Source organism: Pseudomonas uvaldensis, assembly GCF_021271205.1.
In the GTDB taxonomy this organism is placed as follows: domain Bacteria; phylum Pseudomonadota; class Gammaproteobacteria; order Pseudomonadales; family Pseudomonadaceae; genus Aquipseudomonas; species Aquipseudomonas uvaldensis.
This window is the reverse complement of sequence record NZ_JAIWKS010000006.1, coordinates 198476-212464: the sequence shown is the minus strand read 5'-3', so window position 1 is coordinate 212464 and position 13989 is coordinate 198476. Positions and strand designations below refer to the sequence as shown.

Annotated in this window: 12 protein-coding genes; 1 reads left to right on the top strand and 11 read right to left on the bottom strand. The window is 61.2% G+C overall.

Annotated features, from left to right (window positions below; genetic code table 11):
- Nucleotides 1-220: 220 nt before the first annotated feature.
- The 9 genes from hutH (LCU97_RS15830) to hutC all read right to left on the bottom strand — a co-directional run bounded on the left by hutH (LCU97_RS15830) (nucleotide 221) and on the right by hutC (nucleotide 11278).
- The gene (hutH, locus tag LCU97_RS15830; RefSeq protein WP_232777126.1) at nucleotides 221-1753 is read right to left on the bottom strand and encodes a histidine ammonia-lyase; all 1533 of its coding nucleotides are present in this window, start codon (nucleotides 1751-1753) and stop codon (nucleotides 221-223) included.
- A 116-nt stretch (nucleotides 1754-1869) separates the two neighbouring features.
- The gene (gene hutH, locus LCU97_RS15825; protein WP_232777124.1) at nucleotides 1870-3393 is read right to left on the bottom strand and encodes a histidine ammonia-lyase; all 1524 of its coding nucleotides are present in this window, start codon (nucleotides 3391-3393) and stop codon (nucleotides 1870-1872) included.
- A gap of 140 nt (nucleotides 3394-3533) precedes the next feature.
- Nucleotides 3534-4364, bottom strand: a complete 831-nt coding sequence (locus LCU97_RS15820; protein ID WP_232777122.1) for a quaternary amine ABC transporter ATP-binding protein — start codon at nucleotides 4362-4364, stop codon at nucleotides 3534-3536.
- Nucleotides 4361-5212: an ABC transporter permease gene (locus LCU97_RS15815; RefSeq protein WP_053147803.1), complete on the bottom strand. Its 852-nt coding sequence runs from the start codon at nucleotides 5210-5212 to the stop codon at nucleotides 4361-4363. The genes LCU97_RS15820 and LCU97_RS15815 overlap by 4 nt, the downstream gene beginning before the upstream one ends.
- Before the next feature lie 71 nt (nucleotides 5213-5283).
- Nucleotides 5284-6252, bottom strand: a complete 969-nt coding sequence (locus LCU97_RS15810) for an ABC transporter substrate-binding protein (RefSeq protein WP_232777121.1) — start codon at nucleotides 6250-6252, stop codon at nucleotides 5284-5286.
- Between the two features lie 70 nt (nucleotides 6253-6322).
- On the bottom strand, nucleotides 6323-7789 hold the full coding sequence (locus tag LCU97_RS15805; RefSeq protein ID WP_232777120.1) for a purine-cytosine permease family protein: 1467 nt from the start codon (nucleotides 7787-7789) through the stop codon (nucleotides 6323-6325).
- A gap of 147 nt (nucleotides 7790-7936) precedes the next feature.
- Nucleotides 7937-9625, bottom strand: coding sequence for a urocanate hydratase (hutU, locus tag LCU97_RS15800; protein WP_053147810.1), 1689 nt, complete (start codon nucleotides 9623-9625; stop codon nucleotides 7937-7939).
- A gap of 376 nt (nucleotides 9626-10001) precedes the next feature.
- Nucleotides 10002-10571 (bottom strand): HutD/Ves family protein, encoded by a 570-nt coding sequence (locus LCU97_RS15795; RefSeq protein ID WP_232777118.1) that lies wholly within the window; start codon nucleotides 10569-10571, stop codon nucleotides 10002-10004.
- Complete coding sequence (gene hutC / locus LCU97_RS15790) at nucleotides 10568-11278, bottom strand: histidine utilization repressor (RefSeq protein WP_232777280.1); 711 nt, start codon at nucleotides 11276-11278, stop codon at nucleotides 10568-10570. Before hutC ends, LCU97_RS15795 begins: the two co-directional genes overlap by 4 nt.
- Nucleotides 11279-11421: 143 nt before the next feature.
- On the opposite strand from hutC, the gene LCU97_RS15785 reads away from it, so the two are divergent.
- On the top strand, nucleotides 11422-12786 hold the full coding sequence (locus LCU97_RS15785; RefSeq protein WP_232777116.1) for a formimidoylglutamate deiminase: 1365 nt from the start codon (nucleotides 11422-11424) through the stop codon (nucleotides 12784-12786).
- A gap of 119 nt (nucleotides 12787-12905) precedes the next feature.
- On the opposite strand, the gene LCU97_RS15780 is transcribed toward LCU97_RS15785, so the two are convergent.
- Together LCU97_RS15780 and bamE are read right to left on the bottom strand one after the other, a co-directional pair.
- Nucleotides 12906-13475, bottom strand: a complete 570-nt coding sequence (locus LCU97_RS15780; protein ID WP_232777114.1) for a lipocalin family protein — start codon at nucleotides 13473-13475, stop codon at nucleotides 12906-12908.
- 31 nt (nucleotides 13476-13506) lie between these two features.
- Complete coding sequence (gene bamE / locus LCU97_RS15775; protein ID WP_053147820.1) at nucleotides 13507-13761, bottom strand: outer membrane protein assembly factor BamE domain-containing protein; 255 nt, start codon at nucleotides 13759-13761, stop codon at nucleotides 13507-13509.
- Between the last annotated feature and the right edge of the window lie 228 nt (nucleotides 13762-13989).

Genomic DNA, 13989 nt, shown 5'->3' with positions numbered 1-13989 from the left:
TTCATTCAAAATCGAATCGCGAGCAGGCTCGCTCCCACAAGAACCGCCCGGAACCTGTGGGAGCGGGCTTGCTCGCGAAGACGGTGGCACAGACGACATTGGTGCAAGCTGACCCTGCGCTTTCGCGAGCAAGCCCGCTCCCACAGGGCTCTCTGGTGTCAATCAAAATGGGGCTCAACATCGAATCCTTGTGGGAGCGAGCCTGCTCGCGATGAGGCCGTTACAGGCTCGGCAACAATTGTGCTGTGACCAGCTCGTTCAGGCACCGGCTCGCCAATAACTCGCTGGCGGCATTGATGTCCGGCGCAAAGAAGCGGTCTTTCTCATAAAACGGCACCGCCTTGCGCAGCAGGCTGCGGGCCTGCTCCAGCTTCGCAGAGGTTTTCAAGCCGCCGCGCAGGTCCAGTCCCTGGCACGCCGCCAGCCATTCCACCGCCAGGATCCCACGGGTGTTTTCCGCCATTTCCCACAGGCGCTTGCCAGCGGCCGGGGCCATGGAGACGTGGTCTTCCTGGTTGGCCGAGGTCGGCAGACTGTCCACCGAATGAGGGTGGGCCAGTGCCTTGTTCTCACTGGCCAGCGCGGCAGCAGTGACCTGGGCGATCATGAAGCCTGAGTTCACCCCGCCATTGCCCACCAGGAATGGCGGCAGTTGCGACATATGCTTGTCCATCATCAACGAGATGCGGCGCTCGCTCAGGGAGCCGATTTCGGCAATCGCCAGGGCCATGTTGTCGGCAGCCATCGCCACCGGCTCGGCGTGGAAGTTGCCACCGGAAATCACGTCGCCTTCGGCGGCGAACACCAACGGGTTATCCGACACGGCGTTGGCTTCGATCACCAGAACTTCGGCGGCCTGGCGGAACTGGGTCAGGCAGGCGCCCATCACTTGCGGCTGGCAGCGCAACGAGTATGGGTCCTGGACCTTGTCGCAGTTCTGGTGCGAGTCGGAGACTTCGCTGCGCTCGCCCAACAGGTCGCGATACGCGGCGGCGGCGTCGATCTGGCCTTTCTGACCGCGGGCAGCGTGGATGCGCGCATCGAATGGCGAACGCGAACCCAGCACCGCTTCCACCGTCAGACTGCCCAGGGCCAGGGCGCCGGCGAACAGGTCCTCGCCTTCGAACAGGCCGCGCAGGGCGAACGCGGTGGACACCTGGGTGCCGTTGAGCAGTGCCAGGCCCTCTTTGGCCGCCAGCGTCAGCGGTGCGAGGCCAGCGACTTTCAGCGCCTCGACGGCCGGCAGCCATTCACCTTTGTAGCGAGCCTTGCCCTCGCCCAGCAACACCAGGGACATGTGGGCCAGCGGCGCCAGGTCGCCGGATGCACCCACCGAGCCCTTGAGCGGAATGTGCGGATAAACCTCGGCATTGACCAGCGCGATCAGCGCATCGATTACCTGCCGGCGGATGCCGGAAAAACCCCGGCTCAGACTGTTGACCTTGAGCACCATGATCAACCGCACCAGCGCATCGCTGATCGGCTCGCCCACGCCGGCGGCATGGGACAACACCAGGGAGCGTTGCAGATTTTCCAGGTCTTCGCTGGCGATGCGGGTCGAGGCCAGCAGACCAAAACCGGTGTTGATGCCATAGGCGGTGCGATTCTCGGCGAGGATCTGCTCCACGCACGCGACACTGGCTTCGATCTGCGCCGAAGCGCTGGCATCGAGGCTCAAGGTCACCGGGTGCTGATAGATCTCACGCAACTGAGCCAGGCTCAGTTGGCCGGGGATCAGGTTCAAAGCTGTCATTTCATGCTCCTTTTGAGAGTGTTGTTATTCACCCGCCAGTCGCTCCGGAATGTTCCGTTATCCGTCATCCTCGCTTCATGGGCGATGGATGCCTTGGCACGCTGGCGGTTTTTTGATCAATTCAAATTCGGTAAGGCGTTGTGCAGCACGGCCGGGTCTTTCAGCAGCGCGGCGGCGCTGGCGATATCCGGAGCCAGCCAACGATCCTGGTCATAGGCCGGGACGCGCCCGCGCAGCAGCTTCCAGGCAACGTCGGTGCCGGCACCGAAGCGTTGCGTCTTGAGAAATTCAAAGGCCTGGGCCGCCAGCAGGTACTCGATGGAGAGGATCTGCGTACAGTTTTCCAGCGCCCGGTGCAGTTTCAGCGCGGCATTGGTGCCCATGCTCAGGTGGTCTTCCTGCAAGCCCGAGGTGACGAAGTTGTCGACTACCGCCGGCTGCGCCAACTGGCGATTTTCCGCGCACAGCGAGGCGGCGACATACTGCACGATCATCATCCCCGAGTTCACGCCAGGATTGGCCACCAGGAACGCCGGCAGTCCGCTGACGTGTGGGTTGATCAGCCGGTCAAGCCGGCGCTCGGCGATGGAGCCGATTTCCGCCATGGCAATCGTCAGCAGGTCGGCAGCCATCGCCACCGATTGGCCGTGGGGATTGGCCTGGGACATCACCCGGAAATTGTCCGGCGTGCCGAGCAACAGCGGGTTGTCGGTGGTGGCGTTGAGTTCGGTTTCGATCTGTTGCCGCGCATGGGCCAACTGATCACGAGCGGCGCCGTGCACCTGGGGAATCGAGCGAATGCTCAACGCATCCTGGGTGCGAATGCCCAGGCTCGAAGCAATGACTTCGCTGCCGTCGAGCAAGGCCCGCAGATTGACTCCGACCTGTTGCATGCCAGGGTGCGGCTTGAGGGCGATGATCTCGGCGTCGAACGCCGCGATCTGGCCACGCTGGGCCTCGAAGCTCATGGCACCGATCACATCGGCCCATTGCACCAGTCGCGTCGCATCGGCCAGGGCCAGGCAACTGAGCCCGGTCATGCAAGGCGTGCCGTTGACCAGGCACAAACCGTCCTTGGCGCCCAGTTGCACCGGTTGCAGACCTTCCGCGGCCAGGGCTTGTTGCGCCGGGACGATTTGCCCGCGATAGCTCACCTGGCCGACACCCAGCAGCGCAATGCTGATGTGGGCCATATGGGTCAGGTAACCCACCGAGCCCTGAGACGGCACTTGCGGGGTGATGCCGCGATTGAGCAGCGCCAGCAACGCCTCGACCACCCGCCGATGAATGCCGGACTTGCCCTGGCTGTAGTTGAGAATGGCGGCGCAGAGAATCGCCCGGGTCTGTTCATCGGCCAACGGCGCACCTACCCCGCAGGCGTGGCTAAGCAGCGTGTTGCGCGACAGCTGGCTGAGTTGTTCGTCCTTGAGCGAGACATTGCACAAAGCCCCCAGGCCAGTGTTGACGCCATAGGCGCGCTCGCCGCTTTCAACGATGCGCTGCACGATGGCCTGGGCATTGTCGATCCGCGCCCAGGCCTGTGCCGACAGCTCGAGCTCGGCCCCGAAGCGGGCGACGGCGACTACGTCCTGCCAGCGCAGCGGGGTGTCGGCGATGATGATTTTTTCAGCCTGGGACATCTTTAACCTCATGCTTACAACCTGAACATTGATGCAGCTTTACTGACGCCTTCGCGAGCAAGCCCGCTCCCACATTGGAATGTGGTCCCCTGTGGGAGCGGGCTTGCTCGCGAAGAGGCCCGCCCAGTCACCAGAGTTCTCTAAACCACCGCAGCCCTGCGTTGCACGAACCGATCGACATACTCATCCGCCGGCGAGTGCAGGATCTCTCTTGGCGTGCCGACCTGGATCAGCTTGCCGTCCTTGAGAATCGCAATGCGGTTGCCGATGCGCACGGCCTCGTCGAGGTCGTGGGTGATGAAGACGATGGTCTTGTGCAGGGTCTTCTGCAGCTCCAGCAACTGGTCCTGCATCTCTGCGCGGATCAGCGGGTCGAGGGCGCTGAAGGCTTCGTCCATCAGGATGATGTCGGTGTCCGCCGCCAGGGCCCGGGCCAGGCCCACGCGCTGGCGCATGCCACCGGAGAGCTGGTGCGGGTATTTGTTCTCGTAGCCTTTCAGGCCCACGGTGTTGATCCAGTGCAGCGCGCGCTCGGCGCATACCTGCTTGCTCTCGCCGCGCACCTTCAAGCCGTAGGCGACGTTGTCCAGCACGTTCTTGTGGGGCAGCAGGCCGAAGCTCTGGAACACCATGCTGATCTTGTGCCGGCGGAATTCACGCAAGGCGTCCATGTCCAGTTGCAGGATGTCTTCGCCGTCCACCAGGATCACCCCGCTGGTGGGGTCGATCAGCCGGTTGAAGTGCCGCACCAGAGTGGACTTACCGGACCCGGACAAGCCCATGATCACAAAGATCTCGCCAGTGCCGATGCTCAGCGACAAGTCGTTCACACCGACCACGCAACCGGTTTCGGCCAGGACCTGGTCCTTGGTCTTGTTCCGGCGGATCAGCTCCAGGGCTTCGGTGGAGCGGTTACCAAAAATCTTGAAGACGTTTTTGACTTCGATCTTGCTGATGGCTGCGTTGCTCATTTGCTCACCTCATGCCGAGGACGACCATAGGCCTGGGTAATGCGGTCGATGACCACAGCGAGAATCACGATAGCCAGACCGGCTTCCAGGCCGCGTCCGACGTTGAGGGTCTGGATGCCCACCAGCACGTCTTCACCCAGGCCACGGGCGCCGATCATCGAGGCGATGACCACCATCGACAGGGCCATCATGGTGGTCTGGTTGATCCCGGCCATGATGCTCGGCAGGGCCAGGGGCAGTTGCACGCCGAACAGCTGCTGCCAGCGGTTGGCGCCGAAGGCGTTGATGGCTTCCATCACTTCGCCGTCCACCTGGCGAATGCCCAGGTCGGTGAGGCGAATCAGTGGCGGCGCGGCGTAGATCACCGTGGCGAAAATCGCCGGGACCTTGCCCAGGCCGAACAGCATCAACACCGGAATCAGGTACACGAAGCTCGGCATGGTCTGCATGATGTCCAACAGCGGCATCAGCACCGAACGCAGGCGATTGCTGCGCGCCGACAGAATGCCCAACGGGATGCCGATCAATACCGAGATCAGCGTCGCCACCAGCATCAGGGCGAGGGTCTGCATCAGTTTGTCCCACAGACCCACCGCGCCGACCAGGAACAGCAGGCCGACGATCACCGCCGTGGCCACGACCTTGCGGGTCGCGTGCCAGGCAACGCCACCGACAATCGCCAGCATCAGCCACCAGGGCGCCAGGCGCAGCAAGCCTTCAAGATTGACGATGGCCCACAGCAAGGTGTCGGAGATGTGCCGGAACACATCGCCATAATTTGTCACCAGGGCGTCGACCCAACCGTTGACCCAGTCGGCGATGGAAAAGGTAAAGCTTTCGGGAAACATAAGAGACTCTCGATCAGGTGGATGCGGTGAACGTCCCGGCCAGCCCTCGGGTTGGCCGGGCAATGCTCGACCTACAGAGCCGCGTCGATTTTCCTGGCAGCGTCTTCGCTGACCCAGGCATGCCAGACTTCAGGATGTTCCTTCAGAAAGATCTTCGCCAGTTTCGGCGACTCGATCCGCTCTTTGGCCATGCGGCCCAGGTTCTGGTTCAGGATATCGATGGGCAGGTTGACCTTTTCCAGCACCGCCACCAGCTCCGGAGCCTCGTCATGGAAGGTCTTGGACAGACCGACCTTGATGGTCACGCTCTTGTCCACGCCCGGCTTTTCTTCCAGCTTCACCAGGTCCACCTGGCCCATCAGTGGCGTTGGCGACCAGTAGTAGAACAGGATCGGCTCGCCACGCTTATAGCTGGACAACACTGCGGCATCCAAGGCCGGGCCGGTGCCTGGACGGAAGTTGGTGTAGGTTTTTTCCAAGCCGTAGCTCTTGAGCATTTCGCTGTTGTCCAGCTCGCAGGTCCAACCGGCCGGGCAGTTGTAGAAGCGGCCCTTGGACGGCTCTTCCGGGTCCTTGAACACGGCGGCGTACTGGCCCAGATCGGCGATGTTCTTCAGGCCTGGCGCCTTGGCTTCGAGCTTGCGCTTGGCATCGCCTTCGACCACATACCGTGGCACGTACCAGCCTTCGATGGCACCCACCACCGGGGCGCCGACGCCGACCACCTTGCCAGCCTTCTCGGCCTTGTTCCAGACCTCGCTACGGCCCACCCATTCTTCGGCGAATACCTGAATGTCATTGCTGCTCAGGGCGTTTTCCATGGTAATGGAGTTACCCGGCAAGCTGTCGGTTTTGCAGCCGTAGCCTTTTTCCAACACCACTTGCAGGACGTCGGTCAGCAGCATGCCGCTTTCCCAGTTCAGACCGGCGAACTTCACCGGTTTGCCCGACTCGCACCAACCGGCCGCTTGCGTGGCGCCAGCACTGGCCAACAGGCCCATGGAAAGCAAGGTGGTCAGCAGGGTCTTGTTCGATTTCATTGTATGACGCTCCTAATCATTTGAGTTGGCTTACGGCAGTCAAGAGGCATCCAGCCCTGTCAACGTCCCATCAGACCGCTTGGATGCGGCCCGCCCTGCTCGGTTGTGCGTCAACCGCGTCCTGCTCGACCGGCAGGATCAATCGATCGGGTACAGCGCTGTGCCACTTCCTGGCTGCGACGTAATACAACACCGCCGGGACCACCAGACCGATGATCCAGGAAATGTCCACGCCCCCCATCGCGGCCACCAGCGGACCGGTATAGAACTTGGTGGCGATGAACGGCAGTTGAATCAGTACACCCAGCGCATAAACACTGATCCCGAGGAAGTTCCAACGACCGTAGCGACCGTTCGGATCAGCCAGTGCCGGTACGTCATAGCGCTCGCGAGTGATGCAGTAGTAGTCCACCAGGTTGATGGCGCTCCAAGGCGTAAAGAACGCCAGCAAAAACAGGATGAAAGACTTGAACGCACCGAGGAACGAGTGCTGGCCGAGCAGCGCGATCAGGGTTGCGGCGCCGACGATGAACAGCACGAAGACCAGACGCTGCAAGCGCGTGACGTTCAGGTGGCCACGAAAGCCGCTGATGATGGTCGCGATGCACATGAAACTGCCGTAGGAGTTCAGCGTGGAAATCGTGACCTTGCCGAACGCGATGCTGAAGTACAGCAGCGCAGCGGTGGCGCCGGTACCGCCCAGGCCAACGATGTAGGCCACTTCGTGACCGGCGAACTGCCCGTTGGCCGAGGCGGCGGCAAACACGCCGAGGATCATCGCCACCTGTGCGCCAATGACTGAACCTGCGCCTGCGGCAAAAAAGGTTTTCACCGAAGACGTCTTGCTCGGCAGGTAACGCGAGTAGTCCGCCACATAGGGGCCGAAGGCGATCTGCCAGGAGGCCGCGAGCGACACCGCGAGCAAAAAGCTGCTCCAACTGAAATGACGGATTTGCAACAGGGCGCCAACGTCCACCTGAGTGATCAGGCGAGCGAACAGGTAAACAAAGGCAATCACGCCAATGAGGCTGGCGACACGGCCGATGAAGTGAATCACCCGATACCCGAGCACCGTGACCAGTACGATGACGCTGGCGAAAATGAAGATGCCGACACTGTCGCTGACGCCAAACAACTGCCCCAGCGCCTGGCCGGAAAGCACGGTGCCCGTGGCGGTGAAACCCAGGTACATCAGGCACACCAGCACGATCGGGATGGCCGCGCCATACACACCGAACTGCACCCGACTGGAGATCATCTGCGGCAGGCCAAGCTTGGGGCCTTGCGCCGCATGCAATGCCATGACGCCACCACCGAGCACTTGGCCGATCAGCAAACCGATCAACGACCAGAACACATCGCCGCCCAGCACCACCGCCAACGCACCGGTGACAATGGCCGTGATTTGCAGGTTGGCCCCCATCCAAAGGGTGAACTGGCTCAACAGCCGGCCATGTCGCTCCGCTTCCGGGATGTAGTCGATCGAACGTTTCTCGATCAACGGCTTGCTGCTTGCGCGTGTGCTACTGACAGCCATGGTTCAACCTCTGTGGATTGTTCTGGATTGTGGACCCGCCTCCCCCTGTGGGAGCGGGCTTGCTCGCGAATACGGTGGGCGATTCAATACATGCGTCGGATGTAAAACCGCCTTCGCGAGCAAGCCCGCTCCCACAGAGGAGTTCGGTTATTTGCCAGTGATCATCGGCAGGTTCAGCCCCTGTTCCTTGGCGCAATCGATGGCGATCTGGTAACCGGCATCGGCATGGCGCATCACCCCGGTGCCCGGGTCGTTGTGCAGTACGCGAGCAATACGTTCGGCGGCTTCGTCGGTACCGTCGCAGACGATCACCATGCCCGAGTGTTGGGAGAAGCCCATGCCGACGCCGCCACCGTGATGCAGCGACACCCAGGTCGCGCCGCTGGCAGTGTTGAGCAAGGCGTTGAGCAACGGCCAATCGGAGACCGCATCGGAACCGTCCTGCATGGATTCGGTTTCGCGGTTGGGGCTCGCCACGGAACCGGAGTCCAGGTGATCGCGACCAATCACGATCGGGGCCGACAGCTCACCGCTGCGCACCATTTCGTTGAACGCCAGGCCCAGCTTGGCGCGCTGGCCCAGGCCGACCCAGCAGATCCGTGCCGGCAGGCCCTGGAAGCTGATGCGCTCGCGCGCCATGTCCAGCCAGTTGTGCAGGTGGGCGTCGTCGGGGATCAGTGCCTTGACCTTGGCGTCGGTCTTGTAGATGTCCTGCGGGTCGCCCGACAGCGCAGCCCAGCGGAACGGGCCGATGCCACGGCAGAACAGCGGACGGATGTAGGCCGGAACGAAACCCGGGAAGTCGAAGGCGTTTTCAACGCCCTCTTCCTGGGCCATTTGGCGGATGTTATTGCCATAGTCAAAGGTCGGAACGCCCATTTTCTGAAAGGCCAGCATGGCTTTCACGTGGACGGCCATGGATTGCTTGGCGGCTTTCACCACGGCAGCCGGTTCGGTCTTGGCGCGGGCACGGTATTCTTCCCAGGTCCAGCCGGCCGGCAGGTAACCGTTGAGCGGATCGTGGGCGCTAGTCTGGTCGGTGACCATGTCCGGACGCACACCGCGACGGACCAATTCCGGGAGGATTTCGGCGGCGTTGCCACAGAGCGCAATGGAAATCGCCTTGCCCTCAGCGGTGTATTTCTCGATACGGGCCAGTGCGTCGTCCAGGTCGGTGGCCTGCTCGTCGACATAACGGGTCTTGAGGCGGAAATCGATACTCACCTGCTGGCACTCGATGTTCAGCGAGCAAGCGCCGGCCAGCGTGGCGGCCAGCGGCTGTGCACCACCCATGCCGCCAAGGCCGGCGGTCAGCACCCAGCGGCCCTTGAGGTTGGAGTCATAATGCTGGCGACCGGCTTCGACGAAGGTTTCGTAGGTGCCCTGGACGATGCCCTGGCTGCCGATGTAGATCCAGCTGCCGGCGGTCATCTGGCCGTACATGGCCAGGCCCTTGGCGTCGAGCTCGTTGAAGTGCTCCCAGGTGGCCCAGTGAGGGACCAGGTTGGAGTTGGCGATCAGGACGCGAGGCGCGTTGCTGTGGGTCTTGAAGACGCCTACCGGCTTGCCGGATTGCACCAGCAGGGTTTCATCGTCGTTCAGGTTGGTCAGGCTTTCGACGATCTTGTCGTAGCACTCCCAGTTGCGTGCCGCACGGCCAATGCCACCGTAGACCACCAGTTCCTTGGGATTTTCGGCGACTTCCGGGTCGAGGTTGTTCATCAACATGCGCAGCGGCGCTTCGGTCAGCCAGCTCTTGGCGGTCAGCGTATTACCGCGAGGGGCACGGATTTCAACGTCACGGTATTTTTCAGGTTTGCGGGTAGCGTCGGTCACAGCAAAACTCCTCAGCGATCAATCCAGACCAGCCCGGGCAGGGCAGCTATTTCTTGGGACGCAGCGCTGAATGCAGGCACTCATACACATACGTCTTTACTTGTATGTACAAGCATATGCAATCAAGCGGCCAACTTTATTCAGGAGCTGCTCGCGGTTGATTCACGAAATCGCTGCGAGGCCCGTGGCGCTTGGGCCGGCGAGCTGAATGAAAATTTCGGGCGGGGGTTTTCAGCAGGAACAATGAGCGTCACACAAGCGCGGCTTTGCGCCACGCTGGGGCATTCGGTAACAAGTTGGTGCGCGTAGTGGGAACAACACACAGCTTTTGTGGCGAGGAGCCTGCTCCCTTTGCCACAAAACTATTCGGCGGATATCAATGGGCTGTCAGTTCAATCACGCAGCACTGCCCGCTCGTGGAAATTTCCAGCAGTCCGGTGTTACCGCTCAATTGCAGACAATCGTAGAGGCCCAGTGCCGCGTCGAATTCGTCGACCCTGACGCACAACGCCGGATCCGCACTGAATACCAGCACCGTCCCCGCCTCGCTGAAAAAACGCTGCTCATTCTTCATCCATTGCACCCGCGCGCGGTAACGTTGCGGTGCATAGATCAGGTTGAAGTCGCGAATCGGCCCGCCCAGCAGCGTGCAATGCACATGGCTCTCGCCGCTGAATGAAAAGGCGTCCAGCGGATGCAGCGGTCGCGTGGTTCGACCATCGACATTGAGCGTCATGCCGTCGCCCTGCAACACGCTGATGACCCGTTCATAACCGGCGAAAGTGGAAAAACCACCCGACTCACCGATATCGGCAATCGACAAGCGCCAGCCGAAACCATCCAGGCCAGTGCCAGCATCACGGGTGATTTCTTCGGTGCTGCCGCCGCCGTTCTTCCATGGCATGCGAGGGTAATTCGCGGCGCGCAGAATATTCATCTGACTCATTTGTGAAACCGACCCTCCAGGCTATGACGCGAACCGGGATGGATCAGGCGCGCGGCAGTTACCGGCTGGCGCCCGGACCAGGTACGACGGCGGATCAACAGGCATGGCTCGCCCTGCTCGATTTGCAGCAGCTTGCATTCGCTCGGCTCGGCGAGAATCGCTTCCACCACATGTTCGCCTTCGGTCAATGGCGCCACCTGGTTCAGATAGGCATAAGGCGTTTGCAGGGTGAAATCCTGCTTGAGGTAATCCGGCGCCACCAGTGCGTTGACGAAACGGTCCTCGATCTGCACCGGAATGTCGTTCTCGAAATGCACGATCAGAGAGTGGAACACCTTCTGGCCTTCGCGCATTTCCAGGGCCAGGGCGCGCTCGGAACCTGCGGCCTCCTCTTCCAGGGTAATGACCTTGCATGTGTGGCGATGGCCACGGGAGGCGATCTCATCGGCGATGTTATGCACTTCGAATAGCGCGGATTGGCTCTTGGGTTCGGCCACGAACGTACCGACACCCTGCATGCGCACCAGCAGGCCATCGGCAGTCATTTCCCGCAGGGCGCGGTTGATGGTCATGCGACTGAAGCCCAACTGGCTGACCAATTCGCTTTCCGATGGCACGCGGTAATGCGGCGGCCAGTTTCCACTGTCGATCTGCTGGGTAATCATTTGTTTGACGCGGGCGTACAAGGGCGCCGGACTGTCACCCATGTTCGCGGCGATTGGTGGTTTGGCAGGCGGAGTCGGCACGGCGGTTCCCTGTTCTGCAAATAAGATTGCTAGCTTGCCGGAGTTTACCGGCCAGGCAAACGTCTGTATATGTATATACAAATTACACACGATGAGGTTTGACCATGCCCGCTTTTTTTGCCGAACGCGCGCTGCTGCCTAGTGGATGGGCCAATGATGTACGTCTTGAGGTCGACGCCAACGGCGTTCTGACTCGTGTCCAGGCCGATTCCCACGCAGACGGCGCCGAACGGCTGAAGGGGCCGCTCTTGCCGGGCATGCCGAACCTGCATTCCCATGCATTCCAGCGGGCCATGGCCGGGCTGGCGGAAGTCGCGGGCAACCCCAACGACAGTTTCTGGACCTGGCGCGACCTGATGTATCGCCTCGTCGGAAAAATCAGTCCGGACCAGCTCGGCACCATTGCCCGACAGCTGTACATCGAAATGCTCAAGGCCGGTTACACCTCGGTCGCCGAATTTCATTACGTGCATCACGATACCGACGGCACGCCTTACGCCGACCCCGCGGAACTGGCGCTGCGCATCAGCCAGGCGGCCAGCACCGCCGGTATCGGCCTGACGCTGCTGCCGGTGCTCTATAGCCACTCCGGTTTTGGTGGCCAGGCGCCGAATGACGGACAACGACGTTTCATCAACAGCACCGAGAACTATCTGTCGCTTCAGTCGCGCTTGCAGCCCCTTCTGGCTGGACGGCCGAACCAGGCCCTTGGGCTGTGCTTCCATTCCCTGCGCGCCGTAACACCTGGGCAAATCCATGAGGTTTTGACGGCGAGCGACCGCGATTGCCCGGTGCACATCCACATTGCCGAACAACAGAAGGAAGTCGACGACTGCTTGAGCTGGAGCGGCGCCCGTCCGCTGCAATGGTTATACGAAAACGTCGACGTCGATCAGCGTTGGTGCCTGGTGCATGCCACCCATGCCGACGCTCGTGAAGTCAGCCTCATGGCCAGAAGCCGGGCGATTGCCGGTCTGTGCCTCACGACTGAAGCCAACCTTGGCGACGGCATCTTCCCGGCGGTGGATTTCCTGGCCCAGGGCGGACGCCTGGGTATCGGCTCCGACAGTCATGTGTCGTTGAGCGTGGTGGAAGAGCTGCGGTGGCTGGAATACGGCCAGCGCCTGCGGGATCAGCGACGCAACCGCTTATATCGGCCAGATCAACCGATGGTCGGCCGCACCCTGTTCGATGCCGCCCTGGAGGGCGGTGCCCAAGCCCTCGGCCAACCGGTCGGCGGACTCGGCGTCGGCAAACGCGCCGACTGGCTGGTGCTCGATGGCAACGACCCGTACCTGGCGACGGCAAGTGGCGATGGAATTCTCAATCGTTGGCTGTTTGCCGGCGGGGATCGCCAGGTGCGCGACGTGATGGTCGGCGGGCAGTGGGTGGTATGCGACGGACGGCATGCCGGGGAAGAGGAAAGCGCCCGGGCGTTTGCCCAGGTGTTACGCGAACTCCTGGGTTGACGCGTAAAAAACGTGGGAGCGGGCTTGCTCGCGAATGCGGTGTATCCGTCGACATAGACATTAACGGATAGACCGTCTTCGCGAGCAAGCCCGCTCCCACATTGGATATTTTCAGGCCCTCAATCCGACGTCTTGGCCATCTGCCGATCCGACGCACGCCAGATCAGTCGAGTCGTGTCGTAGCCCTGCTGACGCGCCCTGCTCAGCAGCTCTTCACGCACGTCGACCTTGACTGTCGGAGTACGGGACAACAGCCACATGTAGCGGCGGCTCGGGTCGCCTACGATGGCTGTCTTGTAATCGTCGCTGATGTATAGCACCCAGTATTGACCCTTCGCCACACCCGGCAGGATCCGCGAGAACCAGGTATCGAACCTGACCCAGAGCTTGTCGGTCTTGCCAGGTACTTGTGGGGTGGCGGTGCCCTTGGCTTCCTCCCACTGCCAGTCCGAGGTCAGGCAGCGATTGAGCACCCCCAGGTCGCCGTCAGGCTTGAGTGTGTAATGAGCTTCGGATTGCGCGCAGTTGCGCTGGAAATACATTGGCAGGCGGGCCAACTCGTACCAAGTCCCTTGGTAACGCTTCAAATTGACACTGTTGACGGTCTTGGGCGCCAACGGGTCTTCGCCAGAAGTGGCACAGCCGGCCAATACCAGGCCAGCCAAAAGCACTAACAATAACCGCTTCATTATTTTTCTCCCGCAGGCCCATGGCCTCGGTTTACTTCAGGCCTTGGCCGGAAAACATCAACACTTTGTCACCGGCATATTGCACGCTGATAAAGCTTTTCTGGTCGCCCCAGGTGCAACTGGACATGCCGAGCGCGCCCGAACAATCGGTCGGTTTCCCCAGTAACGTTTCGACTTCGGCCTTGGACATGCCAGCCGACAGCTTGGAATAGTTTTCCTGGTTCACTTTGCTGCACGCGGCCAACAAGACGCACAAAGACAACAACGCGATAGATCGCAGGGACATCGGGTAACTCCTGGAGCGGAAGGGAGGTGGCAGGGTGCCAACCAGAAGCTTAGAAGAGAAAACCCTTGTCTGGTTCCCCGACGAACCTTGTATTTATTGAACAAAAAGGGGGTATTTCGTCGGCAAATCAATCAGTTTGTGATGCCGTCGTGCATTTCGTCGGGATTGCCCCGCCGGCGCCTGATCCCTGGCGCTTCCAGGCCGATAAAAAGAACAGCGCTGTGCCCT

What these genes read in the sequence shown, in the direction of transcription:
- hutH (WP_232777126.1), bottom strand. Translation starts at nt 1,753, where the DNA reads ATGACAGCTTTGAACCTGATCCCCGGCCAACTGAGCCTGGCTCAGTTG.
- hutH (WP_232777124.1), bottom strand. Translation starts at nt 3,393, where the DNA reads ATGTCCCAGGCTGAAAAAATCATCATCGCCGACACCCCGCTGCGCTGG.
- LCU97_RS15820 (WP_232777122.1), bottom strand. Translation starts at nt 4,364, where the DNA reads ATGAGCAACGCAGCCATCAGCAAGATCGAAGTCAAAAACGTCTTCAAG.
- LCU97_RS15815 (WP_053147803.1), bottom strand. Translation starts at nt 5,212, where the DNA reads ATGTTTCCCGAAAGCTTTACCTTTTCCATCGCCGACTGGGTCAACGGT.
- LCU97_RS15810 (WP_232777121.1), bottom strand. Translation starts at nt 6,252, where the DNA reads ATGAAATCGAACAAGACCCTGCTGACCACCTTGCTTTCCATGGGCCTG.
- LCU97_RS15805 (WP_232777120.1), bottom strand. Translation starts at nt 7,789, where the DNA reads ATGGCTGTCAGTAGCACACGCGCAAGCAGCAAGCCGTTGATCGAGAAA.
- LCU97_RS15795 (WP_232777118.1), bottom strand. Translation starts at nt 10,571, where the DNA reads ATGAGTCAGATGAATATTCTGCGCGCCGCGAATTACCCTCGCATGCCA.
- hutC (WP_232777280.1), bottom strand. Translation starts at nt 11,278, where the DNA reads ATGGGTGACAGTCCGGCGCCCTTGTACGCCCGCGTCAAACAAATGATT.
- LCU97_RS15785 (WP_232777116.1), top strand. Translation starts at nt 11,422, where the DNA reads ATGCCCGCTTTTTTTGCCGAACGCGCGCTGCTGCCTAGTGGATGGGCC.
- LCU97_RS15780 (WP_232777114.1), bottom strand. Translation starts at nt 13,475, where the DNA reads ATGAAGCGGTTATTGTTAGTGCTTTTGGCTGGCCTGGTATTGGCCGGC.
- bamE (WP_053147820.1), bottom strand. Translation starts at nt 13,761, where the DNA reads ATGTCCCTGCGATCTATCGCGTTGTTGTCTTTGTGCGTCTTGTTGGCC.